The sequence below is a fragment of the Streptomyces davaonensis JCM 4913 genome, assembly GCF_000349325.1.
Taxonomy (GTDB): Bacteria; Actinomycetota; Actinomycetes; order Streptomycetales; family Streptomycetaceae; genus Streptomyces; species Streptomyces davaonensis.
Map to the genome: position 1 here is coordinate 7,426,913 of NC_020504.1, position 25,353 is coordinate 7,452,265.

The 25,353-nt window shown below is 70.5% G+C and carries 21 protein-coding genes and 1 pseudogene; 10 read left to right on the top strand and 12 right to left on the bottom strand.

The genetic code is table 11. The annotated features are described in order from the left end of the window. Window positions 1-84 precede the first annotated feature (84 nt). The 5 genes from BN159_RS32800 to BN159_RS32820 all read left to right on the top strand — a co-directional run bounded on the left by BN159_RS32800 (window position 85) and on the right by BN159_RS32820 (window position 5,592). On the top strand, window positions 85-870 hold the full coding sequence (locus BN159_RS32800; protein ID WP_041820169.1) for a rhamnogalacturonan acetylesterase: 786 nt from the start codon (window positions 85-87) through the stop codon (window positions 868-870). A 30-nt stretch (window positions 871-900) separates the two neighbouring features. Beyond that, window positions 901-2,229, top strand: coding sequence for a pectate lyase family protein (locus BN159_RS32805; protein WP_015661335.1), 1,329 nt, complete (start codon window positions 901-903; stop codon window positions 2,227-2,229). A 71-nt stretch (window positions 2,230-2,300) separates the two neighbouring features. Continuing rightward, a complete protein-coding gene (locus BN159_RS32810) occupies window positions 2,301-3,416 on the top strand; it encodes a pectinesterase family protein (protein WP_015661336.1) in 1,116 nt (371 codons plus the stop codon). 1 nt (window position 3,417) lies between these two features. Beyond that, window positions 3,418-4,440: a pectinesterase family protein gene (locus tag BN159_RS32815; RefSeq protein WP_015661337.1), complete on the top strand. Its 1,023-nt coding sequence runs from the start codon at window positions 3,418-3,420 to the stop codon at window positions 4,438-4,440. A gap of 39 nt (window positions 4,441-4,479) precedes the next feature. Next, complete coding sequence (locus BN159_RS32820) at window positions 4,480-5,592, top strand: right-handed parallel beta-helix repeat-containing protein (protein WP_015661338.1); 1,113 nt, start codon at window positions 4,480-4,482, stop codon at window positions 5,590-5,592. 13 nt (window positions 5,593-5,605) lie between these two features. On the opposite strand, the gene BN159_RS32825 is transcribed toward BN159_RS32820, so the two are convergent. Beyond that, window positions 5,606-7,807 carry a family 43 glycosylhydrolase gene (locus BN159_RS32825; RefSeq protein WP_015661339.1) on the bottom strand — a complete coding sequence of 734 codons (2,202 nt, stop codon included), beginning with the start codon at window positions 7,805-7,807 and terminating at the stop codon, window positions 5,606-5,608. A 204-nt stretch (window positions 7,808-8,011) separates the two neighbouring features. Here BN159_RS32825 and BN159_RS32830 point away from each other — a divergent pair, with 204 nt between their 5' ends. Further along, window positions 8,012-9,166, top strand: coding sequence for a right-handed parallel beta-helix repeat-containing protein (locus tag BN159_RS32830; protein ID WP_015661340.1), 1,155 nt, complete (start codon window positions 8,012-8,014; stop codon window positions 9,164-9,166). Window positions 9,167-9,261: 95 nt separating this feature from the next. On the opposite strand, the gene BN159_RS32835 is transcribed toward BN159_RS32830, so the two are convergent. The 3 genes from BN159_RS32835 to BN159_RS32845 all read right to left on the bottom strand — a co-directional run bounded on the left by BN159_RS32835 (window position 9,262) and on the right by BN159_RS32845 (window position 11,601). Then, complete coding sequence (locus tag BN159_RS32835; protein ID WP_015661341.1) at window positions 9,262-10,092, bottom strand: pectate lyase; 831 nt, start codon at window positions 10,090-10,092, stop codon at window positions 9,262-9,264. Window positions 10,093-10,177: 85 nt separating this feature from the next. After that, window positions 10,178-11,038, bottom strand: coding sequence for a hypothetical protein (locus BN159_RS32840; RefSeq protein ID WP_015661342.1), 861 nt, complete (start codon window positions 11,036-11,038; stop codon window positions 10,178-10,180). After that, on the bottom strand, window positions 11,035-11,601 hold the full coding sequence (locus BN159_RS32845) for a SigE family RNA polymerase sigma factor (protein WP_015661343.1): 567 nt from the start codon (window positions 11,599-11,601) through the stop codon (window positions 11,035-11,037). Before BN159_RS32845 ends, BN159_RS32840 begins: the two co-directional genes overlap by 4 nt. Before the next feature lie 220 nt (window positions 11,602-11,821). On the opposite strand from BN159_RS32845, the gene BN159_RS32850 reads away from it, so the two are divergent. Then, a complete protein-coding gene (locus BN159_RS32850; RefSeq protein WP_015661344.1) occupies window positions 11,822-13,222 on the top strand; it encodes an NCS2 family permease in 1,401 nt (466 codons plus the stop codon). A gap of 11 nt (window positions 13,223-13,233) precedes the next feature. Here the strand turns inward: BN159_RS32850 and BN159_RS32855 are convergent, their stop codons facing one another. From BN159_RS32855 to BN159_RS32875, 5 genes are all read right to left on the bottom strand, one after another. Continuing rightward, window positions 13,234-14,691, bottom strand: a complete 1,458-nt coding sequence (locus BN159_RS32855) for a peptidoglycan D,D-transpeptidase FtsI family protein (RefSeq protein ID WP_015661345.1) — start codon at window positions 14,689-14,691, stop codon at window positions 13,234-13,236. A gap of 72 nt (window positions 14,692-14,763) precedes the next feature. After that, the gene (locus BN159_RS32860; protein WP_015661346.1) at window positions 14,764-15,426 is read right to left on the bottom strand and encodes a response regulator transcription factor; all 663 of its coding nucleotides are present in this window, start codon (window positions 15,424-15,426) and stop codon (window positions 14,764-14,766) included. A 19-nt stretch (window positions 15,427-15,445) separates the two neighbouring features. Next, the gene (locus BN159_RS32865; RefSeq protein ID WP_015661347.1) at window positions 15,446-16,699 is read right to left on the bottom strand and encodes a sensor histidine kinase; all 1,254 of its coding nucleotides are present in this window, start codon (window positions 16,697-16,699) and stop codon (window positions 15,446-15,448) included. Beyond that, complete coding sequence (locus tag BN159_RS32870; protein WP_015661348.1) at window positions 16,696-17,622, bottom strand: hypothetical protein; 927 nt, start codon at window positions 17,620-17,622, stop codon at window positions 16,696-16,698. The genes BN159_RS32865 and BN159_RS32870 overlap by 4 nt, the downstream gene beginning before the upstream one ends. Before the next feature lie 87 nt (window positions 17,623-17,709). Next, the gene (locus BN159_RS32875) at window positions 17,710-18,483 is read right to left on the bottom strand and encodes an IclR family transcriptional regulator (protein ID WP_015661349.1); all 774 of its coding nucleotides are present in this window, start codon (window positions 18,481-18,483) and stop codon (window positions 17,710-17,712) included. A 132-nt stretch (window positions 18,484-18,615) separates the two neighbouring features. Between BN159_RS32875 and BN159_RS32880 the strand changes: the two genes are divergently transcribed. Next, on the top strand, window positions 18,616-20,151 hold the full coding sequence (locus BN159_RS32880; RefSeq protein WP_015661350.1) for an aldehyde dehydrogenase (NADP(+)): 1,536 nt from the start codon (window positions 18,616-18,618) through the stop codon (window positions 20,149-20,151). Here BN159_RS32880 and BN159_RS32885 read toward each other — a convergent pair. Continuing rightward, window positions 20,148-20,795, bottom strand: a complete 648-nt coding sequence (locus BN159_RS32885) for a response regulator transcription factor (RefSeq protein ID WP_015661351.1) — start codon at window positions 20,793-20,795, stop codon at window positions 20,148-20,150. The two genes, BN159_RS32880 and BN159_RS32885, sit on opposite strands and share 4 nt — an antisense overlap. 76 nt (window positions 20,796-20,871) lie before the next feature. Beyond that, window positions 20,872-22,575: a sensor histidine kinase gene (locus tag BN159_RS32890; protein WP_015661352.1), complete on the bottom strand. Its 1,704-nt coding sequence runs from the start codon at window positions 22,573-22,575 to the stop codon at window positions 20,872-20,874. A gap of 141 nt (window positions 22,576-22,716) precedes the next feature. On the opposite strand from BN159_RS32890, the gene BN159_RS32895 reads away from it, so the two are divergent. Then, window positions 22,717-23,295 (top strand): LURP-one-related/scramblase family protein, encoded by a 579-nt coding sequence (locus tag BN159_RS32895; protein ID WP_015661353.1) that lies wholly within the window; start codon window positions 22,717-22,719, stop codon window positions 23,293-23,295. Window positions 23,296-23,336: 41 nt separating this feature from the next. Continuing rightward, entirely contained in the window at window positions 23,337-23,945 is a 609-nt protein-coding gene (locus BN159_RS32900) for a DUF1349 domain-containing protein (RefSeq protein WP_015661354.1), read from the top strand. On the opposite strand, the pseudogene BN159_RS32905 reads toward BN159_RS32900, so the two are convergent. Then, window positions 23,914-25,284 (bottom strand): annotated as a pseudogene (locus BN159_RS32905) (MFS transporter); the annotation flags it as partial. The gene BN159_RS32900 and the pseudogene BN159_RS32905 sit on opposite strands and share 32 nt — an antisense overlap. Between the last annotated feature and the right edge of the window lie 69 nt (window positions 25,285-25,353).

Consider the following 25,353-nt stretch of genomic DNA (forward strand, 5'->3'; position numbering starts at 1 on the left):
TGGTTGTTATTCGTGGGGGGCTGCGGAGCCGTTGTGGCTGGTCGCGCAGTTCCCCGCACCCCTAGGGAAGAAGGGCTACGTCAGTTGTCGCTTTCCCGTAGACAGATCGCCGGTGCTGTTGTCGCAGCTGTTCCTCTCACCTTTGGTACCGCTCAGGCCGGTGAGCAGCGTCGGCGTACGGTCTTCATCGCCGGAGATTCCACCGCCGCCCAGAAATACGCGGACGCCGCGCCCGAGACCGGGTGGGGAATGGCCATCCCCTTCTTTCTTCGGAAGGGGCTTGTCGTCTCCAATCATGCTGTGAACGGGCGTAGTTCCAAGAGCTTTGTCGATGAAGGGCGGCTGGAGGTCATCCTTGGGGCCATTCGGCCCGGGGACCTTCTGGTCATCCAGTTCGCGCACAACGACGAGAAGGCCACCGACCCGGTTCGGTACACCGAGCCCTGGAGCACGTACCAGGACTATCTGCGGCTGTACATCGAGGGTGCCCGAGCCCGTGGGGCCCGGCCCGTGCTCGCCACCGCTGTTGAGCGGCGGCGGTTCGATGCCGGGGGCAACGCTCAGCCCAGTCACGGTGACTATCCGGCGGCGATGCGGGCGCTCGCCGAGGAGGAGCGGGTCGCTCTTCTCGACATTCAGGCGCTGTCGCTTCAGCTGTGGCAGTCGCTGGGGGTCGAGGAGACCAAGAAGTACTTCAACTGGACCGCTACCGAGCAGGACAACACGCACTTCAACCCGCCCGGCGCCATCGAGGTGGCGCGGCTCGTGGCGCGGGAGCTGTTGCGGACGCGGGTGTTGAGCCCGCGGGACCTTCGGCGGCTGGACGAGGCGATCCCGGAGTCGTGGATCAGCTGGCCGGAAGCCGTCTGACATCAATTGCGCAGAGAAGAGAGCCGCATTATGAACTCACAGGTATGGCATGGGCATGCCATAGGGAGAACCGTCGTACTGGCGGGCTGCGTCTCGCTCGTCCTCGGTGTCACCGGAGCCGGTGTCAGTGTCGGTGCCGCCCAGGCCGGGTCGGCCCGTGACCTCGGGCGTGAGGTGCTCGCCGCCGGGGACGGGTGGGCCTCGGAGGGCGCCGGGACCACCGGCGGTTCGGCCGCCGACGCAGCGCATGTGTACACCGTGTCCACCTGGGCGGAGTTCAAGGCCGCGCTCGCGGAGGATGGCACCGCGCCCCGGATCATCAAGGTCAAGGGCATGATCGACGCCGTCTCCGAGGGCTGTGACGCGCTCGCGGCGGAGGGGTACGACTTCCAGCGGTACCTCGCCGACTACGACCCCGCGGTGTGGGGGCACGACACCCCCGTCAGCGGTGAGCAGGAGGAGCTGCGGGCCGCGTCGGCCGTCAACCAGGACAAGATGATCAAGGCCAATGTGCCCGCCGACACCACCATCGTGGGCGTGGGCCGGGACTCCGGGATCCGGGGCGGCAGCCTTCAGATCAAGGCCGTCGACAATGTGATCCTTCGGAACCTCACCATCGAGGCCCCGGTCGACTGCTTCCCGCAGTGGGACCCGACCGACGACAACAAGACCGGCGCCTGGAACTCCGAGTACGACGGGGTCGTGGTCCACGGCTCCACCCATGTGTGGGTCGACCACAACACGCTGACCGACGGCCGCTATCCCGACAGCGCGTTGCCGGAGTACTTCGGCAAGGTCTACCAGCAGCACGACGGCCTGGTGGACGTGGTGCGCGGCGGCAACTTCGTGACCGTGTCCTGGAACTCCTTCAACGACCACGACAAGACCATGCTGATCGGCAACAGCGACAGCGCGGGCTCGACCGACACCGGCAAGCTTAAGGTCACCCTTCACCACAACCGCTTCGAGGGCATCGTGGAGCGGGCGCCGCGCGTCCGGTTCGGGCAGGTCGACTCGTACAACAACCACTTCGTGGTGACCGGCGGGCAGAAGTTCGGCTACGTCTTCGGCATCGGCGCCTCCTCCCAACTGCACGCCACCGACAACGCCTTCACGCTGGCGTCCGGGGTGAGCACCGGCAAGGTGCTGAAGAAGTGGAACGAGGCGCCGCTCACCGCCGAGAACAACTACGTCAACGGCAAGCCGACGGATCTGATCGCCGTGCACAACGCGGAGATCCCCGCCGAGACCCTCCGGTCCGGAGCGGGCTGGACGCCCACCCTGCGCACCAAGGTCGACCACCCGCGGGCGGTCCCGGGCATCGTCGACCACCGTGCGGGCGCCGGCCGCATCTGCTGAATCCGCTGAATCGCGCCACGCGGCCGGGGCGGCGCCGTCGCCCCGGCCGCCATCCGGAAAGGAGACATCGCATGCAACTCCCCCTGTCCAGACGGGGATTCCTGGTGGCAAGCGCGGGAGCGGCCGCCGCCCTCGGCGCAGTATCCCCCGCCCAGGCCGCCCCCGGCCCCCGGCCCTTCGGCCGGTACGGCTCACCCGCCGCCCGGCTCTCCCCGACCACCCTCTACGTCGACCCGCACGGCCGCGGCGACCACACCACCGTGCAGTCCGCCGTGACCGCCGCCACCGGGAGCGGCTGGACGCTGGTCCTCGCGCCGGGCACCTACCGGGAGACCGTCGCCGTCGACCCCACCCGCACCGACATGACCTGGCTCGGCGCCGGCGACGACCCCCGGGACGTCGTCATCGTCTACGACAACGCCGCCGGCACCCCGAGGCCCGACGGCTCCGGCACCTACGGCACCACCGGCTCGGCCACCACGACCGTGCGCGCCGACGGATTCACCGCCCGCCGGATCACCTTCGCCAACGACTGGCTGCGCGCCGAACACCCCGGCATCAGCGGCACCCAGGCCGTCGCCACCAAGGTCACGGGCGACCGCTCCGCCTTCCACCACTGCCGCTTCCTCGGCCACCAGGACACCCTGTACGCCGACACCAACTCGCTCACCGTCTTCGCCCGGCAGTACTTCGCGCACTGCTACGCCGAGGGCGACGTCGACTTCGTGTTCGGGCGGTCCACCGCCGTCTTCGAGCACTGCCACTTCCGTACGCTGACCCGCACCGACCTGGGCTCCGCCCCGTACGGCTTCGTCTTCGCGCCCTCGACGGCGGGCGCCAACCCGCTCGGCCACCTGGTCACCAGGAGCCGCGTGAGCAGCGAGGCCCCGGACGCCTACTACAAGCTGGCCCGCCCCTGGGTGCCCAGCTCCGACCGCACGGCCCGGCCGATGCTCACCGTCCGGGACACGGTGCTCGGCCCCGGCATCGACGCGGTCGCGCCCTACGCCAACATGTCGAACGACTACCCGTGGCAGAACCAGCGGTTCGCGGAGTACCACAACACCGGCCCCGGCGCGACGATCTCCGTCCCCGAGAACCGGCCCCAACTCGCCCCAGAACAGGCCGCGTCGGCGAACCGTGCCGCGTACCTCGGGGACTGGGAGCCGTGGAAGGAGGACTGCTGAGATGCGCCGTCGCACCCTGCTGGCGGGCCTGACCGCGGGTCTCGTGGCGACCGGCGCCGGACCGGTTCTCGCCAGTGGCCGCCACGTCCTGCACGTCCGCCCGGGTGACTACGTCCAGGCGGCCGTGGACGCGGTCACCGGCCGACCCGGCTGCACGATCGTCATCCACCCGGGGATTTATCGAGAAGTCGTCAAAGTTCCCACCGAAGCCGTCGAGTTGACCCTGCGCGGCGCAACCCGCGACCCGCGCGACGTCGTCATCGTGTACGACAACGCCAACGGCACCCAGAAGCCGGACGGTTCGGGCACCTACGGCACCGCGGGTTCGGCGACCTTCACCTCGGCCGCCCCCGGACTCACCGTCCGCGACCTCACCCTCGCCAACGACTGGCTGCGCGCCGACCACCCCGAGATCACCGGCACCCAGGCGGTCGCGGCGTACGTGACCGCGGACCGGTCGAGCTTCGACAACGTCCGCCTCCTGGCCCATCAGGACACCCTCTTCGTCGACACGACCGCCCTGGACGTCTTCGATCGGCAGTACTTCCACCGCTGCTACATCGAGGGCGACGTCGACTTCGTCTTCGGCCGGGCCACCGCCGTCTTCGAGCACTGTCACTTCCACACCGTGCAGCGGGACGTGAACTTCACCCCCAAAGGGATGGTCTTCGCCCCCTCCACGGCCCGCGCCAACCCCCACGGCATCCTCGCGCTCCGCTCCCGCATCACCTCCGCCGCCGAAGACGCGGCGTACAAACTGGCACGGCCCTGGGTGCCGTCGTACGAGACGACCGCCTGGTCCTCGCTGGTGGTGCGGGACACCTGGATCGGTCCCGGTGTCGATCCCGTCGCGCCGTACACCAACATGCGGGAGGCCTACCCCTGGCAGACCATGCGCTTCAGGGAGTTCGCCAACTCCGGCCCGGGGGCCGTGATTTCCGTCCCCGAGAACCGTCCGCAACTCGCCGCCGCAGAAGCCGAGGCACACACCAAGCGTGCCTACCTGGGCGACTGGCGGCCGTAACACAACCCCCCCACCGGCACGACGAAAGGACCGCTCCCCATGTCTCGTCGCACCGCTCTCCCCCTCACCGCCGCCCTCGCGCTCGGCGTCGGACTGGCCGTCCTCCCCACCCAGGCCCAGGCCGCGACCGTGGTCGTCGACACCACCGCCGAGCTGACCAGCGCGATCTCCGGCGCCACCGCCGGGACCGTCATCCAGGTGCGCGGCGGCACCTACTACCCGACGGCCACCCTCCAGTCGACCGCCAACGGAAGCTCCTCGAACCGGATCTACCTCCAGGCGTACGGCAGCGAGACCGTGAAGATCGACGGCTCCTCGCTGCCCGACGGTGACTGGATCTTCAAGCTGACGGCCGACCACTGGAACGTCTCCAACCTCACCTTCCAGAACTCCCCGGACAGCGCCGTCGTCTGCCAGTCCTGCGCCGGTACCGTCTGGAGCAACGTCAAGACCATCAACGGCGGCGACTCCGGCTTCACCCTCACCGGGGACGGGACCACGAACAACACCGTCAAGAACCTCGATTCCTACGGCCATTACGACTCCGCCAACCACGGGGAGAACGCCGACGGGATCGCCGTGAAGTACGGCTCCGGGAGCGGAAACCTGATCACCGGGGCCCGGCTCTACAACAACTCCGATGACGGGCTGGACTTCTGGTCCTTCTCCTCGCCCGTCACCGTCGAACACACCTGGGCCTTCGGCAACGGCGTCAACCGCTGGTCCGACTCCGCCTTCGCGGGCGACGGCAACGGCTACAAGCTGGGCGGCGACGGAGAGGTCGTCGCGCACGTCGTCAACAACTCCGCGGCCTGGGGCAACGCGGGCAACGGCTTCACCGAGAACTCCAACACCGGGGCGATCGTCATCAACCGCACCACGTCCTACGCCAACTCCAAGTGGGGCTACTACTTCGCCACCGGCGCGGGCAAGCTCGGCCGCAACCTGGCCGTCTCCAACGGCGGTGGCTCGGTGAACAAGGGCTCCTCGGTCACCTCGTACATGAACAACTGGGACTCCGGGGTGGCCACGCCGGCCTTCGTCTCCACCAACGCCGCCACCACCTACAACGCCCGCCAGTCCGACGGCTCGCTACCCGTGACCACGTTCCTGACCACGGGCAGCACCACCATCGGCGCGACGATGAACTGAGCGCTTTACCGAGCTAGCGGCCGCGCACCGGCCTGATCGACTCCAGGGTCGGCACCACCGGCTCGATCAGGCCGTCCGCTGTGAACCGCAGGCGGTCGATCGTGGTCTCCCGGTGCGTGCCGTCCCCGCCGGGCCTGCCGGGGCCGTTCAGGGCGAAGCGGTGGTAGACGACGTACCAGTCGTCCGTGCCGGGCGTGTTGACCACCGAGTGGTGGCCGGTGCCCTTGATGCCGTACTCGGGGCGCTTGGACAGGATCGTGCCCCGCTCGGTCCACGGGCCGAGCGGGGAGGGGCCGGTGGCGTAGGCGACGTGGTAGTTCTCGCTGCGGGTGTCGTCCTCGGACCACATGAAGTAGTAGGTGCCCTGCCGCTTCACGACGAACGAGCCCTCACGGAAGTTCGCCGGCGTGATGTCCCGCACCCCCGCCGGGTCGAACGACACCATGTCGTCGTCGAGCGGCACGACATAGCCCCGGCCGTTGCCCCAGTAGAGATACGACGTCCCGTCGTCGTCCGTGAACACCGCCGGGTCGATCATCTGGCCGCTCCAGGCACCGCCCTTGGCCACGAGCGGCTCGCCCAGCGCGTCCTTGAACGGACCGGCGGGGGAGTCGGCCTCCGCCACGCCGATCTGCTGCTCGGCGCAGAAGTAGAAGTAGTACTTGCCGTCCCGCTCGGCGATAGCGGGTGCCCAGGCGTATTTCTCCGCCCAGGAGACGTCCGGGCCCAGGTCGAGAACGACTCCGTGGTCCTTCCAGTGCACCAAGTCCTTGGAGGAGTACGCCTTGAACTGCATCCCGCCCCAGCCCCGGAAGCCGTCGGTCGTCGGGTAGATCCAGTACTCGCCGTCCATGTAGCGCACATCGGGGTCGGCGTTCAGCCCCGGCAGGACCGGACTCCGGGTCGGCACCGCCTCCACGGTCCACGTGCGGGTGGTCCCGTCCGCTGCGGTGACGGTGTACGTCTGCGGTGTGCGGAAGTCGCGGCGCGTCCCGGACTTGGGGCTGACGGTGGCGTCCTCACCGACCCAGAGCTTCGGGGCGAGGTGCCTGAGGTCGGCGTCCGGCCGCATCGGCAGCACGACCTTGCTCGCCGACTCGGTGACGACGGCGTACCCCTTCTGCCCGCGCGCCGTCGCGTCCACGACGGATGCGGGGCTCTCCGGGTAGGCGGCGAGGAGACGGTCGTACTCCGCCTGGGTCACCGGGATGACCGTGCCGTGCCGCGGGCTCGCGGGGAGCTGGTAGTCGGTGGACGGGGTCCACCGGCCGGAGTCGAGGTCGGTCGTCTCGAAGGGGAGATAGCCGCGGCCGCCGTACTCGTCGATGAACAGGTACCACTTCTCCTGGGTGTTGGACTTGAACACCGTCGGCCCCTCACCGCGGTCCATCGCCCCGCTGCCGATGCAGTCCGCGACGAAGTCGTACGACGTCGAGGTGAGCGAGGTGGACTTCTCGCCGGTGATGAACTTCGAGCAGGGGCTGGAGGAGCCGGGGTCCCGTTCGTCCTTGGTGTAGCGGTAGTACGTGCCCTGGTGCGCGACGACCGTGGAGTCGATCACCGAATAGCCGGGGTCGTTCCACACCTTGGGCTCGCTGAAGGTGCGGAAGTCCTTCGTCGTCGCGTACAGCATCTTGTTGTACGTCGAGCCGGTGTGCTCGGGGTCGTCCTCGGCGTACAGCTTGGACGCCCAGAAGACGACGTACTCACCGAGGGTCTCGTCCCAGTACGCCTCCGGCGCCCACGTGTTGCCCGCGGTGTCGGGGGAGACCTTCACCAGGCGCTGGTCGGTCCAGTGGACCAGGTCGGTGGACTCCCAGACCATGACGGACTTGCTGCCGTGCCGCTGCACCTGGTCCCAACTGCCGCTGGAATTGCGATACATGCGCAGATCCGTCGCGATCATGAAGAACTTGTCGCCCTCGGGGGAGCGGATCACGAACGGGTCCCGCAGACCCTTCTCGCCGATGGTGGACGTCAGCACCGGCTTGCCCGCGTTCAGCTCACGCCAGTGCAGGGCGTCGTTGCCGCGGCTGAGGGCGTAGCGGATCTGCTCGCCGTCGGCGGTGCCCTCGCCGGTGAAGTAGGCGAAGAGATAACCGGCGTACTTCGGGTGCTTCACGGGTGGTGCTCCTGAGTCGGCGGTGCCGGGCGGGGCGGTGAGCAGGGCCAGGAGGAGTGAGAGGCAGGCGACGAGCAGCAGGCGAGGGCGCATGTCGGTCCAGTCCTGTGGGGGAGTGGGGGATTCTGTTGGAAGGTGCGCGCCTTCGGAGTCTCACCAGCGGGAAACAGCACGTCAATCGGTAGCGGCGGGATGAGGGGCAGCGAAAGTTTCGCTCGTTTTCGCTGGGACACGGCAACCTCCCCGGGGCCGGTGACGACTGCTGGGCGTCCCCATCCCCTAGGAAAGGAACGCCCCGTGCGGTACAGCACCGGACGCCACCGCAGGACCCGCACCCTCTCCATCGCCGCCGCCGTGGCCGTCGCCGCGGGGGCGGGCGGCGTCTACCTCGGCCTCTCCGAAGGCGGCGCCGAGGCCGCCTCGACGACGGTCACCGTCTCCACCACCGCACAGCTCCAGTCGGCCGTCACGAGCGCGGTCGCCGGGACCACGATCCAGGTCCGCGGCGGCACCTACACGCCGACGGCCACGATCAAGTCCACGGCGAACGGCACGAGTTCGGCACGGATCACGTTGAAGGCGTACGGCGGTGAGAAGGTGAAGATCGACGGCTCCAAGCTGGCCGACGGCTCCTGGCTGGCCGGGATCTACGGCGACTACTGGACCGTCTCCGGGATCACCTTCCAGAACTCCCCGGCCCAGGGCTTCGTCGCCACCTCCTCCGTGGGCGGCGTCTTCAAGAACCTCGTCACCGCGAACAACGGCGACTCCGGGTTCACCCTGCGCGGCGACGGCACCAGCGACAACCTCGTGCAGAACCTGGACAGTTACGGCAACTACGACCCGGCCGAGCACGGGCAGAATGCCGACGGCATCGCGGTGAAGTTCGGCTCCGGGACGGGCAACCGGATCACCGGGGCGCGGCTGTACAACAACTCCGATGACGGCCTCGACCTGTGGCAGTTCTCCTCGCCGATCACCATCGACCACTCCTGGGCCTTCGGCAACGGCAAGAACCGCTGGGGCGACGGCGCCTTCGAGGGCAACGGCAACGGGTACAAGCTGGGCGGCGGGGGCGTCACGGTCGCGCATGTCGTCAACAACGACGCGGCCTGGGACAACACGCTGAACGGCTTCACCGAGAACTCCAACCCGGGCGCGATCGTGCTGAACCGGAACACCGCGTACTCCAACGCCGAGGCCGGCTTCTACTTCGCCACGGGCAAGGCACGGCTCGCGCGGAACCTGGCGGTCAGCAACAAGGGCGGGCTGTCGAAGCTGGGTTCGGGGACGGTGTCGGCCGCGAACAACTGGGACAGTGGGGTGGCCACGCCGGGCTTCAAGTCGGTCGATGCGGCCGGCGCGTACGGTGCTCGCAAGGCGGACGGGTCGCTGCCGACGACGACCTTCCTGACCACCGGATCCACCACCATCGGCGCCACGATGAACTGACCCTGGACAGACAGGAAAACGCCCCCGCCGGTCGTCACCGGCGGGGGCGCTTCTTCTGCTGACCGAGGGGGGCTCAGGCCAGCAGGTCCCTGGGGCTACTGGTACGTGATGTCAGACGCCGTGAAGCGGCACGACGTTCCGTCCGGGCCGACGCCGATCTGGGTCGGCTCGGCACCGGTGTTGTTGCCCTTGAAGCGGACGCACGTCTTGATCTTCTTGGCGCTGTCGCCGTGGATCCGGACCTTGCGCAGCGACGCCGTGTCACCGTAGTTGGCGTTGATGCCCGCGATCGAGTTCATCGGCGCGGTGACATCCACGTCGTTGATGATGACCGTGCGCTTGTACTGCGTGGAGCAGTTGCCGCAAGTGCGCACCAGCTTGCCGGAGTCGGCGACCTGGAACTTGCTCACGACCAGCTTGCCCGCGCCGTTGAACTGGAGGACCTTGTCCGAGCCGTTCTTCGCGCCGCCGCCGTAGACCGTGTACACCGACGAGGTGGACTTGCCCTTGAAGGTCGCCGCGTCCTCGCCGACGTCCAGCCACCACACGTTCTGAAGCGTGCACGAGCCCATGCAGTGCACACCGTCGGCGGCGGGGGTACCGATGATCACGTTCTTCAGGACCGCGCCGTCGGCCAACTGGAAGACCGGGTCCTGGCCCTCGTCCTGGCTGTCGCCGCCGAGCGCGCCGCTGCCGTAGAACTTCTTGTAGCCGCCGTCGTATGTGCCCGAGACCTTGATGGTGCTGCTCACAGCCTGGCTGCCCTTGGCGGTCGGCCAAGTGGACGCGGCGCCCGCGGAGGACAGCATCGTCGTGGTGACGATCGCCGCGCCGGTGATGCCGAGCGCCGACGCCCCGGCGATCACCGCCCGCCGCTTGCTGACCTTGCGGCGGTGGCGGACGTGCTGTTCAGCTGGTGCAGTCATGCCCGTTCCTTGCGTGGGGAGTTGTTCCTTGCGCTACCTGGTCGCCACGGGTCAGGAATGGGTTGCCGGGTTGGGAGAAGTTTTTCTACGAGTCGCCTTCGGCGGCCGCGTCGTCGCCCTTGCGCGGCGCGAAGTCGCCCGCCACGGACAGCTCTTCGTCGCCCGCGCGGGCCGTCGCCGCGTAGCCGTCGGCCTGCGCGTCCCGGCCGCCGCGCTCATGGTCGTACTGTCCCGCGAACACCCACTCGCCCGCGCCGACCGTACGGCCCTCCTTGAGCACCCAGGTGTAGACGAGGAAGCCGTCCCGCTCGCCGACCGTCAGCTCGAAGTCGTCCTCGGGCAGTGAGCGCCAGGCGCCGGTGGAGGTCACCCCGCCGGTCTGCGCCACCTTCAACTCGACCGTCAGTTCGGTCAGTTGCTGCTCGGTCTTCAGGGTCACATTGCTCTGCGCCCAGAAGTCGTTGCTGTGCGGGTCGACCGAGCCGTCCGACCACAGCGGGCCGTCCTCCGCACCGGCGGCCGGAGGCTTGACGGACTGTGTCGGCGGTGCCGTGGCCGGCGGGGAACTCGGCTCGCGGGACTTCTCGGAGGACTCCGGCGTCGGGTCGGCCGGGGGCGCCGGCGGGGCGGGGGTGCGGCTGGTGGCGTCCGGGGAGGGCGTGGGCGTGGGCGTGGTGGCCACCGTCTGCTGCGGGGTGTCCTCCTTCACCGCCGACGCCACCGCGTAACCGCCGATGGCGAGCACGCCCGCGACCGCCGCCGTGGCGCTGACCACCCGCACCCAGCCGAACACCGGCGGGCGGGTGGCCCGGTGGTCGGGCCCGGCCTGCTCGGACATACCGCGCTCGATCCGGGCGAGGATGCGCTCACGGTTCGGCTCGTGCGCCTCGGCCGCCTCGTGCAGCCGGGCGCGCAGCTCGTCGTGCACGTCCCGCTGCATCGTCATCGGTCCCTTCCCGCGGCGTCACCGGTGCGCGCCATCGCCGCATGCATCCTGAGCGGTGCGGCCTTGGGGCCGAGCAGTCGCTGGAGTTCCGCCATCCCCTTCGAGGTCTGGCTCTTCACCGTACCCACCGAGACACCCAGGGCGAGCGCGGTGTCCTTCTCCGAGAGGTCGAAGGCGTGCCGCAGCACCACACAGGCCCGCTTGCGGAACGGCAGTCTACGCAGCGCCTCCTGCACGTCGACCACACCGGCCACGTCCGGGTTCTCGGTCTTCTCCCCGCGCTGCGACCAGAACAGGGCCATCCGGCGCCGCTCGCGCACCGCGCTGCGGATCCGGGTGCGGGCGAGGTTGGCGACCACGCCGCGGGCGTAGGCGACGGGGTGGTCGGCCGCGCGGACCCGGTCCCAGCGGTGCCACAGCGCCAGCAGGGCGTCCGCGGCCAGATCGTCGGCGGCGTCCGCCTCACCCGTCAACAGGTGGGCCAGGCGCGAGAGTTCGGCGTAGTGGCGCTCGAAGAAGGCATGGAACTCCACCGAGGCTGCGTCGTCGACGACTGTGCCCACGGGCGACCTCTCCTGCCTGTGAGTGTGTGGATCTTGTGATCGAGATGCGGAAGCGTAGCAGTGGTCGAACACCTGGTTCGTACGGGGTCTCGAACAGCGTGTGGCGGATCGTACGTGAACTGCGCTGATTCCGTAACACGGGGAAAACCTGAACCCGGTTCAACAGGGGAACAATCCAGCCAGCATCCGCACACCGATCATTCAGGCAGCAAGGAGCCACATGAGCAGCGTCGATCGCTTCTTCAGGATCTCCGAACGGGGGTCCACGTTCAGTCGTGAGATACGCGGCGGCTTCGCCACGTTCTTCACGATGGCGTACATCCTTGTCCTGAATCCCATCATCCTGGGCAGTGCGAAGGACAAGTTCGGCGAGACCCTCGACCCGGTCCAACTCACCACCGCCACCGCCCTGGTGGCCGCGGTGATGACGGTCATCATGGGCGTCGGCGGCAATCTGCCGCTCGCGCTCGCCGCGGGCCTCGGCCTGAACGCGGTCGTCGCCTTCCAGATCGCCCCGCTGATGAGCTGGGACGACGCGATGGGTCTGGTCGTCCTCGAAGGACTGCTGATCTGCGCCCTCGTTGTGACCGGACTGCGCGAGGCCGTCATGCACGCCATCCCGCAGCCGCTCAAGCAGGCGATCAGCGTGGGCATCGGCCTGTTCATCGCCTTCATCGGCTTCGTCGACGCGGGCTTCGTCACCCGGATCCCGGACGCGGCGAACACCACGGTTCCGGTGCAGCTCGGGGGCACCGGCAACCTCACCGGCTGGCCGATCCTGGTGTTCTGCCTGGGAGTTCTGCTGACGATCGGGCTGCTCGCCCGCAAGGTCAAGGGCGCGATCCTGATCAGCATCGTCGTGATGACCGCCGTCGCGCTGATCATCAACTCGATCGCCGACATCAAGACCTGGGGCCTGACCACGCCCGAGTGGCCCGACAAGCTGGTCGACACCCCCGACTTCGGACTCATCGGGCAGTTCAGCCTGTTCGGTGCGTTCGGTGAGACCACGGTCATCACCGTCGTCCTGCTCGTCTTCACCCTGGTGCTGTCCGACTTCTTCGACACCATGGGCACGGTCGTCGGCGTCAGCGCCGAGGCCGGGCTGCTGGACGAGGAGGGCAAGGTCCCGAACCTCGGCCGGGTGCTCCTCATCGACGGCGCCGCGGCGGTCGCGGGCGGCGCCTCCTCCTCGTCCTCGGCGACCTCCTACATCGAGTCGGCGGCCGGCGTCGGAGAGGGCGCCCGCACCGGCTTCTCCAACCTGGTCACCGGCGGCCTGTTCGCCCTCGCCCTGTTCCTCGGCCCGCTGCTCACCATCGTCCCGCTCCAGGCGGCGGCGCCCGCCCTCGTCGCGGTCGGCTTCCTGATGATGACCCAGGTCAAGCACATCGACTGGGACAAGTACGAGATCGCCATCCCGGCCTTCCTGACGATCGCCGTGATGCCGTTCACGTACTCCATCACCAACGGCATCGGGGCGGGCTTCGTCGCCTACGTCCTCATCAAGACGGTGCTGGGCAAGGCGAAGGAGGTCCACTGGCTGCTGTGGGGGACCTCGGCGCTGTTCCTGATCTACTTCGCGATCGACCCGATCGAGCAGATCCTCGGCGTCGACTAGCCGGACGGCTCTCAGTCCTTGAGCGCCGCCTGCATCATCGCCTTCGCCACCGGTGCCGCGAGGCCGTTGCCGCTCACCTCGGAGCGGGCGGCGCCGGACTCCTCCACGATCACCGCGACCGCGACCTCCTTGCCGTTGGTGTCGGACTTCGCGTACGAGGTGAACCAGGCGTACGGCGTCTTGCTGTTGTTCTCGCCGTGCTGGGCCGTACCCGTCTTGCCGCCCACCGTCGCACCCGGGATCTGCGCGTTCGTCCCGGTGCCCTCGGAGACCACCGTCTCCATCGCCGACCGCAGCTGCTCGGCCGTGGAGGAGCTGACGATCCGCTCGGTGTCCGCGTCGGAGTCGTAGTCCTGAAGGACATCGCCGCCGCCGTCGGTCACCTGCGACACCATGTGCGGCGACACCAGCTTGCCGCCGTTGGAGATGGCCGCCGACACCATGGCCATCTCCAGCGGCGTCGCCGTCACATCGAACTGGCCGATACCGGTCAGCGCGGTCTGCGCCTCGTCCATGTCCGAGGGGTACACGCTGGCGTAGGCGCGGACCGGCACATCCTGCTCGTCGTCGTTGAAGCCGAACTTCTCGGCCATCGCCTTCACCTTGTCCTGGCCCAGGTCGTGGGCCATCTTCGCGAAGACGTTGTTGCAGGAGTACTGGAGCGCGACCCGGATCGAGGCGTTCTCACAGGGCGCCGACTTGTTCTCGTTCTCCAGCACCGTGACGGTGCCCGGCAGCGTGTACGGGTCGGGGCTCTTCGTCTTCTCGTCCACCGACGAGTACAGCCCGTCCTCCAGCGCCGCCGCGGCCACGACCAGCTTGAACGTGGAGCCCGGCGCCACCGGCTGGCGCAGCGCGCGATTGGTCAGCGGCTTGTCGGAGTCCTTGGTGAGCTGCTTCCAGGCCGTCCCCGCGGTGTTGGCGTCCGTCAGCGAGGAGGGGTCGTACGACGGGGTCGAGACGACCGCGAGGATCTTGCCGGTGGCCGGGTCGATCGCGACCGCCGCGCCCTTCTTGTCACCGAGCGCCTCGTACGCCGCCTTCTGCACCGCGGGGTCGATCGTCGTGATCACATTGCCCGGCTCGGCCCGCTCGTCGGTGACCGTGTCCATCACGGTCCGCAGCCGGCTGTCCGTGCCGTTGAGGACGTCCTGGTAGATGCCCTCCAGCTGGGTCGGCGCATACGCCTGCGAGGCATAGCCCGTCACCGCCGCGTACAGCTCGCCGTCGGTGTACGTGCGCTTGTACGCGAGGTCGCCGCCCTTCGTCCGTGCGGAGCCGGTGATGGACTCCCCGGCCACGATGATGTTCCCGAGCGGTGCCGCGTACGTCTGTATCGCGTTCCGCCGGTTGTCCTTGTCGTCCGCGAGTGCCCGGCCCTCGTAGAACTGCACCCAGGTCGCCCTCACCAGCAGGGCCAACACCAGGAGCAGCGAGAGGACCGATGCGCGCCTGATCGTCTTGTTCATCCCACCGTCAGGACGAGGGCGCCGGGGCGAATCGTTCCCTTGCGTCGCTTTTCTCATCGAGTGTTCATGAAGTCAGCGACTGTTCATGAACCCCGCCTCGTACGCGGCGATCACGGCCTGGGTGCGGTCCCGGGTCCCGGTCTTCGCCAGCACCGCCGCCACATGCGACTTCACGGTGGCCGGACCGACCTCCATCCGCTCGGCGATCTCCGCGTTGGTCAGCCCGCCCGCCATCAGCCGCAGCACCTCGCTCTCCCGTCCGGTGAGCCGGGCCACCCAGGGCGGCGGCGCGGGATGGGCACGCGCGTGCTCGGCCGCGAGGGTGCGTACGGCCGCCGGGAACAGCAGGGTGTCGCTGCGCGCGACCAGCCGCACGGCCTGCACGAGTGCGTCGGCGTCGGCCCGCTTGAGCAGGAACCCGGCGGCTCCGGCGCGCAGGGCGTCGTACACGTAGGAGTCGTTCTCGAAGGTGGTGACGACGACGATCCGGGGCGGGTCCGTGACGGTGGCCAGGATCTGCTCGGTGGCCCGGATGCCGTCGACCTCCGGCATCCGGACGTCCATGAGGACGACGTCCGGGGCCTGTTCCCGGACGACGGACACCGCCTCGGCGCCGGTCGCCGCCTCTCCGACGACCTCCAGGTCCGGCTCGGCGGAGAGGATGGCGCGCAGGGCGGTGCGGACCATGCGCTCGTCGTCGGCGAGAACGATCCGGACGGGGGGACGGTCGGTCATACGGGTCCTCTCATGGGGGTCACGCGGGTCCTTTCAGAGGGAGGCACACGCGCAGTCGCCAGGTGCCGGACTCGGCGCCCGCCGCCACCGTGCCGCCCAGCAGCCGGGTCCGGTCCGCGATGCCGCGCAGGCCGTGGCCGCCGCCGGGGCGGCAGGCGGAGGCGGAGCCCAGGGGGTTCTCCAGGACGATCTCCAGCCGGTCGTCCGCGATCCCGATCCGCAGGACCACCGTGACCTGATCGCCCGCGTGCTTCAGGGCGTTGCTCAGCCCCTCCTGCACGATCCGGTACGCCTCCCGCGACAGCACCGGAGGCAGCGCCTCGGGGTCGGCGTCGACGGAGGCCTCGACGCGCAGTCCGCCCGCCCGGGTGCGGCGCAGCAGCCCGTCGAGATCGGCGGCCAGCGTCGGCGCGGGCGCCGTGCCGGGCGCGTCGCCCTCCCGCAGCACCCCGAGGACGGCGTCGAGTTCACCGACCGTGCGTCGGGTGGTGTCCTCGATCGCGGCGAGTGCCTCCCGGACGAACTCCGGGTCGCTGTCGAGCAGTCGGCGGGCCGCGCTCGCCTGGAGGGTGACGGCGCTCAGGGCGTGCCCGACGGAGTCGTGCAGCTCGCGGGCGAGCCGGTTGCGTACGGCGAGATCGGCGGCGCGGGCCTCGGCCGCCGCGAGCCGGTCCCCGGGCGTCGGGCCGAGCAGCGCCGGGGCCCAGCGGGCGAGCAGGGCGCCCGCCCCGGCCGCGCACGCGGCGAGCGCCACCAGCAGGGCCACGCCCACGACCGGGGTGAGCGCCAGCACCCAGGGCTGGTCCCAGGCGGCGGGCATGCCCCACAGCCCGTCGCTGAACACGGCGACCAAGGGCAGCACCACGAGGACGAAGGCGAACGGCGGCACCGCGAGCGACATCCCGGCGATGATCCCGCCGAAGCCGAGGTGCAGGGTGAACCAGGCCGCGGTGCGCTCCTTCGCGGTCCGGCCGCGGGCGGGGGCGTAGGAGAGCCGGTCCGCGTCGACCCCGCACAGCGCGCGCACCGCGTTCGCCTCCAGTGAGCGGGTCAGCGGGAACAGTGCGGCGGTGAGCGCGGCCAGCGGCAGGCCCACGGCGAACGACAGGAGTTGGCCGAGGAGATCCTCGAAGACATAGCGCGTGTTGGTGACGGGGCCGATGATGATCTCGCCGACGAAGACGTACGGCATGGCGAGCGCGCCGCCGAGGATCAGATGGATCCAGCGCCGGCGCGTCCCCCGCCCGAACAGGAACCGGGCGATCTCCCTCACGCGCGGCGCCGGGGGAGGACGGCGGACCGCCGCGCGAGGAAGTGGACCCCTACGGCGGCCACCAGGATGCCGGTGATCATCTGACCGGCGTGGGTGAGGTGCTGCCCCGTGGAGTGCTCGTCGACGACGAGCGAGGCCAGCGACATCCAGGCGCCCCAGCAGGCCGCGGCGCCGGAGCCGACCCAGACGAGGGCGAGCGGGACCCGGACCGGCAGCGCGGGGGCGCGGCCGAAGGCGAGGACCAGGGCGCCGCCGACGGCCGCGAGGAGGTAGAGGGCGTCCATGGCCCGGAGGATCTCACCTCCGAAGGCGGAGCGCAGTTGGAGAGTGAGCGGGACCACGGCGACCACGGCGGCCGCGACCGCGCCGACGCGCTGGGAGGGGCCGACGCAGGAGCGGGGCAGCTCCCACATCCGGCCCTGCCACAGGTGACCCCAGCGGTCCCGGGCGTACAGGGCGAACAAGGTGCCCAGGGCGAGGCCCTGCACGATGAAACCGCCGTACACGACGCTGAACACCCAATCGTGGAGGAAGGGTTCGGAGGAGCTGTCGTCCGTGCCGGTGCCCGTCAGGAGCTGGAGCGGGAAGCCGGTCATGATCGGTGCGAGCAGCCCGGTGGCGACCCACACCGGCACCGCCAGGAGCCAGGCCGGCACCCGCATCCCCCAGGGCCGGGTCAGCACGAACGCGAGCACGATGACGCAGGCGTCCATCAGCAGCGTGACGCCGTTGGCGACGGCCACCTCGCCCCGGTGCTCCAGCAGCGAACTCCCCTTGGGGATCCCGACCTCGCTGCCCGAGAGCCAGGCGACCTTCAGCCCGAGATACGGCAGACAGGAGACGATCGCGACAGCGCGCAGCAGCGCACGGGGGCGGGAGGGGGCGAGGGTGCCGCCGGGGCGGGAGAGGAGTGACTGCGTCATGCGTTCAGGCTCTCGCGGCGGCGGCCCCGCCCACCTCCTGCACGGTGACGATCCCGCTCCGCCTGACGGGGGAGAAGGGGGTCGGCCTCAGAGTCGGCGGGTGGCCAGCGTCAGCCGGTCCCGCGCGTCGAACAGGGCGTCCTTCACGAGCTGTTCGTGGGCCGGGGTCAGCCGGGCCACCGGCACCGAGCAGCTGATGGCGTCGCGGGCCGGGGTGCGGTACGGGATCGCCACGCCGAAGCAGCGCAGACCCAGGGTGTTCTCCTCGCGATCCACGGCGAAGCCCTGCTCGCGGACCTGGTGGAGCTCCTCGATCAGCTTCTCGCGGTCGGTGATGGTGTTCTCGGTCAGCGCCGGAAGCGTCTCCGGGAGCATCTTGCGGACCTGCTCGTCCGTGTAGGTGCTGAGCAGCGCCTTGCCGAGCGACGTCGAGTGCGCGGGGAGGCGGCGGCCCACCCGGGTGAAGGGGCGCAGATAGTGCTGGGACTGACGCGTGGCCAGATACACCACGTTCGTGCCGTCCAGGCGTGCCAGGTGGATGGTCTCGGTGGTGTCGTCCGACAGCCGGTCCAGTGTGGGACGCGCGGCGGCCACCACCTCGTCGCCGTCGATGTAGGAGGTGCCGACCAGCAGCGCCCGCACCCCGATGCCGTACCGCGTGCCGGTTGCGTCGGTCTCCACCCAGCCCAGCTCCACGAGCGTGCGCAGCAGCATGTACAGGCTGGACTTGGGGTAGCCGACCGCCTCCTGGACGGCCGCGAGGGAGTGCATTCCCGGGCGTCCGGCGAAGTATTCGAGCAGTTCGACCGTCCGCACCGCGGACTTGACCTGCGCCCCGCCCACCGTCTCGCCTGCCGACATCGCCCTTGACCCCTTCGTTCGACGCGAAATAGTCTCACCAGCGTATTCACCATGAAAGACAGCGTTCAGTATATCGAACAACCCTGGTGAATGACCCAAGTACTGCGGCAATACAGTGTGGAGGGACCCGCGGTGGCAGCAGCACCAGTCTGGAGTGTCGACCCCCGAACCGGGAAGCAGCGCGAACAGGTTGCGGTGGAGGCCACAGCCCAGGAGGTGGACGCCGCCGTCCGCGCCGCGCAGGAGGCGCGCGGCGCCCTCACCGACCGGACCGTCCGCTCGGCCTTCCTGCGCACCGCGGCAGAGCGGCTCGAAGCCGCGAAGGACCAGCTCGTCGAGGCGGCCGACGCCGAGACCGCGCTCGGCCCGGTCCGGCTGACCGGCGAACTCGCCCGCACCTGCTACCAGCTGCGCGCTTTCGCGGACATCGTCGACGAGGGCGCCTTCCTGGACGTCGTCGTCAACCACCCCGACGACACCGCGACCCCGCCGATCCCGGACCTGCGCCGCTACAAGGTGCCGCTCGGTGTCGTCGCCGTCTACTCCGCCTCCAACTTCCCCTTCGCCTTCTCGGTCGCGGGCGGCGACACCGCGAGCGCGCTGGCCGCGGGCTGCCCGGTCGTCGTCAAGGCCCACCCCGACCACCCGGCCCTGTCCGAGCTGGTCGCCAAGGTCGTGCGGACGGCCGCCCAGGAGCACGGCATCCCCGAGGGCGTCCTCGGCCTGGTGCACGGCTTCGAGGCGGGCGTCGGGCTGATCAAGCACCCGCTGGTCGCGGCGGCCGGTTTCACCGGTTCGGTACGCGGTGGGCGGGCCCTCTTCGACGCGGCGGCGGCGCGGCCGGTGCCGATCCCCTTCCACGGTGAGCTGGGCTCGCTGAACCCGGTGCTCATCACGGAGGCCGCGGCCGCCGAGCGTGCGGAGGCCATCGGCACCGGGCTCGCGGGCTCCATGACGCTCGGCGTCGGACAGTTCTGTGTGAAGCCCGGCCTGGTGCTGGCGCCGGCCGGGGCCTCCGGTGACCGGCTGGTGAAGTCCCTGACGGACGCCGTCAGTGACACCGACGCGGGTGTGCTGCTCGACCACCGGATGCGGGACAACTTCGTCGCCGGGGTCGCCGAGCGCGCCGAGCTGCCCGACGTGGACTCGCCCGTGACGCCGGGCGCGGGCGGCGAGCACACGGTCAGCGCGGGCTTTCTGACGGTGCCGGCCGAGAAGCTGGCCCAGGAGGGCGCGCACGACCTGCTGCTGGAGGAGTGCTTCGGTCCCGTCACCGTCGTGGTGCGCTACACGGACGAGGCCGAGGCCAAGGCGGTCCTGTCGCGGCTGCCCGGCAACCTGACAGCGACGGTCCATCTCTCCGCGGAGGAGGCGGCGGGCCAGGGCCGGGGTCCCGAGCTCCTTGCCGAGCTGACGCCGCTGGCGGGACGGGTCCTGGTCAACGGCTGGCCGACCGGTGTCGCGGTGGCCCCGGCCCAGCACCACGGCGGCCCGTACCCGGCGACCACGTCGACGTCGACCTCGGTGGGCGGCACGGCCATCGAGCGGTGGCTGCGGCCGGTGGTGTACCAGGGGGCGCCCGAGGCGCTGCTTCCCCCGGAGCTGAAGGACGACAACCCGCTCGGGCTGCCGCGCCGGTTCAACGGCGCTCTGGAGGGCCGTGGCTAGAGCCCGGCGTCCCTGGCCAGCAGGGCCGCCTGGACCCTGTTCTCGCACTCCAGTTTGGTCAGGATCCGGCTGACGTACGTCTTCACCGTGGCCTCGCTCATGTGCAGCCGGGCGCCCGCGTCCGCGTTGGACAGGCCCTCACCGAGCAGGGCCAGTACGTCGCGTTCCCGTTCGGTGAGGTCGGCCAGGCGACGGCGGGCTTCCTCGCCGCGCAGGGTGGCGGCGGGGGAGGCGAGGGTGTCCACGACGTGCCGGGTGGCGGCCGGGGAGAGATAGGCGTTCCCGGCCGCCGCCGCGCGCACCGCGTGGATCAGCTCCTGCGGCGCGGAGTCCTTCAGCAGGAAGCCTGCGCCGCCGTGGCCGAGGGCCCGCAGGACGTTGTCCCGTTCGCCGAAGGTGGTCAGGATCAGCACCCGGACCCCCGGTGCGGCCCGGCCCAGCTCGGCCAGCGCGGTCAGCCCGTCCATCACCGGCATCCGGATGTCGAGCAGAGCCACGTCGACCGCGTTGCTCCGGGCGGTCTCCACCGCCTCCCGGCCGTTCGCCGCCTCGGCGACGACGTCGATGTCGTCGGCCGAGGTGAGGATCATCCTGATGCCGGCCCTGATGAGCGGCTCGTCGTCGGCGACGAGGACCCGGATCACACGGCCTCCTGCGCGGTGTCGGTGCGATGAACTGATGACGGAGCCCCGTCATCATGCCCGATCCCGGCAGCGGCCCTTACGGCTCGTACGCGTAGGACTCCTTGGTGACCAGCTCCCCGCCCCGGAAACAGAACCGGTAGACGATGTCCGCGTCCGCGTCCACGAAGTGACGGCAGGTGGCGTTCTCGGGCAGCGCCGGCCCCTGCTCCTCCACGCCGTCGGTGAGGATGGAGTCCCCGTCCGGCAGCTTCTTCTCCACGTCCGCCTCGGCGTCGCCGACCCGCACGGACCCGTACACGCCCTTCGTTATCGTGCCGCTCTCCACCTCGTCCCACAGGGCCTTCAGCCCCCACACCACCAGGGTGCCCACGCCCACGACGAGGACCACTGCGGTGACGGCACAGCCGAGGGCGACCTTCTTCTTGCTGCTCATGATGGCGGCGAACTCCCCTTGCGGATCGGAACGGTCGATGACCGCTCCACCCTCGTGTGCCGCCCCGATGCCGATCTGCCCCCGAAGGTCGTCGTTCACCGCGACGGAGGTCGCGCCCTTCGGCCGGGGCCGGGGTTCGTCGCCGTACGGCAGGACGCCCGCGAGGCGGAAGCCGCCCTCGGGGGTCGGGCCGGTGTGCACCATGCCGCCGACCAGCCGGGCCCGCTCCCGCAGCCCCGCGAGCCCCTGGCCGCCGCTGACCGCCGCCCTGGACCCGGCCGACCCCGGTCCGTTGGCCACTTCGACCACCAGGCTGTCCGGCTCGTACCGCAGCGCCACGGTGATCGGGGCACCCGGCGCGTGCTTGTGCGCGTTGGTCAGGCCCTCCTGGGCGATCCGGTACGCCGCCTGATCGGCGGCCGGGGCCAAGGGCCGTACCATGCCGGACCGCTGGAGCTCCACGGCCGCGCCCGCCGCCCGCGACGACTCCACCAAGCCGTCGACGGTGGCCGCCCCGCGGGCCGGTGGCGGCTCGGTGTCCGGCTCCTGGTCCTCGGGCACGCCGTCCCGCAGGATGCCCACCACCTCCCGCAGCTCCCGCATCGCCGCCACCGAGGCCTCGCGCAGGATGCCCACCCCCTGTCGCTGGCGGTCGCCCAGGTTCGGGTCCACCTCCAGCGCACCCGCGTGCACGGAGATCAGGGCGAGCTGGTGGCCGAGGCTGTCGTGCATGTCCTGGGCGATGCGCTGGCGTTCCAGGAGCCGGGCCTGCCGCGCCACCATCGCCTGCTCGCGCACCAGTTGGGCGTTGTGCCGGCGCAGGGTGTCGAGGAGCGCGTGCCGCTGGGCGCGGTAGCGGGAGGCGAGCCCCGGCACGACCACCAGTGCCAGGAAGGAGCCCGCGCCGATCGCCGCCGTCGCGAGGGGCGACAGCCGGACCTCCTCGTCGGCCGCCCCGTACACGGCGAGCGCGACATGCAGCACGAACCCGGCGGCGTACGCGGCCAGCGCCCGCCCGGGCCGCAGGATGCGGCTGCCCGCCGACCAGCTCGCGTACATCAGCAGCGGCGTCGCCCCGGCCACCGCCCCCGCGAGGGCCGCCGAGACGATCAGCACCGTCGCGGGCAGCGACCGGCGGGCCAGGGACAGCACGGCGACCGCCAGGATCACGGCCCCGGTCCGCGCCCCGAAGCCGGCCTCCGTGGTGTCGAACAGCCCCGCCAGCGAAACGAGCACGACCGTGAGCACCGCCTCCCCCGCGATCCGCTTGCGGGGCCACGGGGAGGCGGCGGCCAGCCGGGAGCGGAGGGTCAGGCCGGGTGCGGGTATGTCTGCGCTTGCGTCCACGCGCCGACGATAGTCAGCGGGCCGGGGCGGCGACCGTCATCTTTGGTCGCTGCGGACGGCGACTTCTGGAGACTGCACGGGGCCGTGGGGCCCGCCGACGATGGATCCGCAGTCGAGTTCGTCAGCAGGGGGAGTGGAAGAGTGGGAAACGAGCGATTCACCGTCCGGCAGAAGACGACCCTCATGGTCAACCGCTATGTCGTCACCGAGGCCCTGCCGGACGGCTCCGACGGCAAGGTCGTCGCCTTCGCCGAGCAGAAGCGGATGACGCTCAGGGAGCGGATGACCTTCTACACCGACGAGTCCAGGGACCGGGTCCTGTTCACCGCCGAGGCCTGCCAGGTCCTCGACGTCGGCGCGGTCTACGACGTCAAGGACGCGACCGGCACCTCCATAGGCACCTTCCGCAAGAAGTTCGGTGCCTCGCTGCTGCGCTCGACCTGGGAGATGGACCAGCCGGGCTCCATCACCGCCACCGGGCGCGAGCGGAACACGACCGTGGCGGTGCTGCGCCGGGTGTGGGAGCTGCTGCCACTGGACCTCGTGCCGTTCGCGTGGCCTTACCACTTCGACTTCGCCGACGGGGAGAAGCCGGTGATGAAGGTCGACAAGAGGTTCGGGCTGCGCGACCGCTATCTGCTCGACGTGGCCTCGCCCGGTCTCGACCTCCGCCTCGCCATCGCCCAGACCGTGGCCCTGGACGCCCTCCAGTCCCGCTGACCGGGTGCCCGGCGCCGGGCGGGGCCTGCAAGAATCCCGCCATGGACGTGGAACTCCCCGAACTTCCTTTCCCGCTCCGCACGTACGGCCCCGACGGCCACTGGTCCTACGAGGACGGCGTCCTCGCCGGATGGGCCGGCCCCCGGCAGGACCGCTTCGTACCACCCACCGGCGAGGCCCTCGACCCGGCCTCCGACGCGCCCCGGCTGCTCGGAGCGCCCGAGGGCGATTTCCAGCTGATCGCCCGGGTCACCGTCGGGTTCGCCGGGGCCTTCGACGCCGGCGTCCTCTACGTACACGTCGGGGAGCGGGCCTGGGCAAAACTCTGTCTGGAGTACTCCCCGGACGTCCCCACCGTCTGCACGGTGGTCACCCGGGGCCACTCCGACGACGCCAACTCCTTCACCGTGGAGGGCAGTTCGGTGTGGCTGAGGGTGAGCCGCACCGGGCGGGCCTTCGCCTTCCACGCCTCCCGCGACGGCGAACGGTGGACCTTCGTCCGGCTGTTCACCCTCGGCGACGAGAAGGAGACCGGCGCGGCGCTGATCGGCTTCCTGACGCAGTCGCCGATGGGGGAGGGGTGCGTCGTGACCTACGACCATCTCCGGTTCCGCCCGAGCTGGCCGCACGACCTGCGAGACGGAAGCTGAGGGCGCAGGTCACCGCGAGCAGCCCCGCGCTGATCAGCAGGCACAGCCGCATCCCCGCCACGAACCCGTCGGAGACCAGCGCCCCGAACAGGGCGATGCCCAGCGCCCCGGCCATCTGCCGGGCCGAGTTGAGGACACCTGCCGCCAGGCCCGCGCGCTCGGCGGGTACCGCGTCCAGCATCGCCGCGGTCAGCGGCGGCACCGTCAGCGCGCAGCCCAGCGCCATGGGGACGAGGAGAAGGGCGACCAGGACCGCGGGGGTGCCGGCGTCGACGTACAGCATGAGGAGCAGTCCCACGACGGCCAGGCCCTGTCCGAGCACCATGGGCAGCCGGGGGCCGTGCCGGGCCGCGAGCTTGCCCGCCAGCACGTTCGTCACCGCGATCAGGCCCGTCATCGGCAGGAACATCAGCCCGGCCTGGAGCGGTGAGCGGCCCTGGACCTGCTGGAAGAAGAGGGAGAAGACGAACACCATGCTGTAGAAGGCCACGCTGACGGCCGCGCCCGCGGCCACCGTCGCCACGACCGTCCGGTCGCGGAAGAGACCGAGCGGGACGACCGGGTGCGGTTGGCGGGCCTCGACCCGGAGGAAGGCGACCATGGCCAGGGCGGCCACCACCAGCGCCGCCCAGCCGACCGGGCCGCCCTCGATCACCGCGAACACCAGCGCCGTCAGCGCCACCACCGCCGTCACCTGACCGGGCAGGTCCAGCGGCGCCGGACGGCGCTGCGAGCGTGGGGCGCGCAGCAGCAGGACAAGGATCAGCGCGCCGATCGGCACATTCACGAAGAAGATCCCGCGCCAGTCCCACGCCGTGGTCAGCGCACCGCCCGCCACGGGGCCCAGTGCCACGGCCGCCGAACCGCCCGCCGCCCACACGGCCACCGCGCGCGCCCGTCGCGTCGGATCGGCGTACGCCTGCCGCACCAGCGCCAGCGACGCCGGCAGCACCACGGCCGCCGCCACGCCCTGCACCGCCCGCGCACCGAGCAGCACCGACAGGTTCGGTGCGAGACCGCAGGCGACCGAGGCGAGCGTGAACACCGTGGCCCCGAGAGCGTACGCCCGGCTCGCCCCCACCCGGTCGGAGAAGGCGCCAGTGGACAGCATCAGCGCGGCGAAGGCCAGCGTGTACGCGTCCACCACCCACTGGAGCCCGGACATTCCGCTGCCCAGGGAGTCGCCGATCGCGGGCAGGGCCACGTTGACCACGGACGCGTCCAGGCAGACGAGACCGAAACCGAGAAGGGCGGCGGCCAGGGACAGCACGGGGGAGGGGCTCTTGGCGGGCAACGGGAGGGCGGGTGCCGTCAGTTGGTCGGCCTGGTTCGTTGGCATGCCCCCATGCTGCGGATCTTCGCCGTCGTACAGTAGTGGCCCGAATGCCATACGTCCGGAGGATCTGGC

Bases quoted from the DNA above. Each gene is read 5' to 3' on its own strand.
- BN159_RS32805 (WP_015661335.1), top strand. From the start codon at position 901: ATGAACTCACAGGTATGGCATGGGCATGCCATAGGGAGAACCGTCGTA.
- BN159_RS32825 (WP_015661339.1), bottom strand. From the start codon at position 7,807: ATGCGCCCTCGCCTGCTGCTCGTCGCCTGCCTCTCACTCCTCCTGGCC.
- BN159_RS32900 (WP_015661354.1), top strand. From the start codon at position 23,337: ATGGACGTGGAACTCCCCGAACTTCCTTTCCCGCTCCGCACGTACGGC.
- BN159_RS32875 (WP_015661349.1), bottom strand. From the start codon at position 18,483: ATGTCGGCAGGCGAGACGGTGGGCGGGGCGCAGGTCAAGTCCGCGGTG.
- BN159_RS32850 (WP_015661344.1), top strand. From the start codon at position 11,822: ATGAGCAGCGTCGATCGCTTCTTCAGGATCTCCGAACGGGGGTCCACG.
- BN159_RS32820 (WP_015661338.1), top strand. From the start codon at position 4,480: ATGTCTCGTCGCACCGCTCTCCCCCTCACCGCCGCCCTCGCGCTCGGC.
- BN159_RS32840 (WP_015661342.1), bottom strand. From the start codon at position 11,038: ATGACGATGCAGCGGGACGTGCACGACGAGCTGCGCGCCCGGCTGCAC.
- BN159_RS32870 (WP_015661348.1), bottom strand. From the start codon at position 17,622: ATGACGCAGTCACTCCTCTCCCGCCCCGGCGGCACCCTCGCCCCCTCC.
- BN159_RS32860 (WP_015661346.1), bottom strand. From the start codon at position 15,426: ATGACCGACCGTCCCCCCGTCCGGATCGTTCTCGCCGACGACGAGCGC.
- BN159_RS32835 (WP_015661341.1), bottom strand. From the start codon at position 10,092: ATGACTGCACCAGCTGAACAGCACGTCCGCCACCGCCGCAAGGTCAGC.
- BN159_RS32810 (WP_015661336.1), top strand. From the start codon at position 2,301: ATGCAACTCCCCCTGTCCAGACGGGGATTCCTGGTGGCAAGCGCGGGA.
- BN159_RS32815 (WP_015661337.1), top strand. From the start codon at position 3,418: ATGCGCCGTCGCACCCTGCTGGCGGGCCTGACCGCGGGTCTCGTGGCG.
- BN159_RS32855 (WP_015661345.1), bottom strand. From the start codon at position 14,691: ATGAACAAGACGATCAGGCGCGCATCGGTCCTCTCGCTGCTCCTGGTG.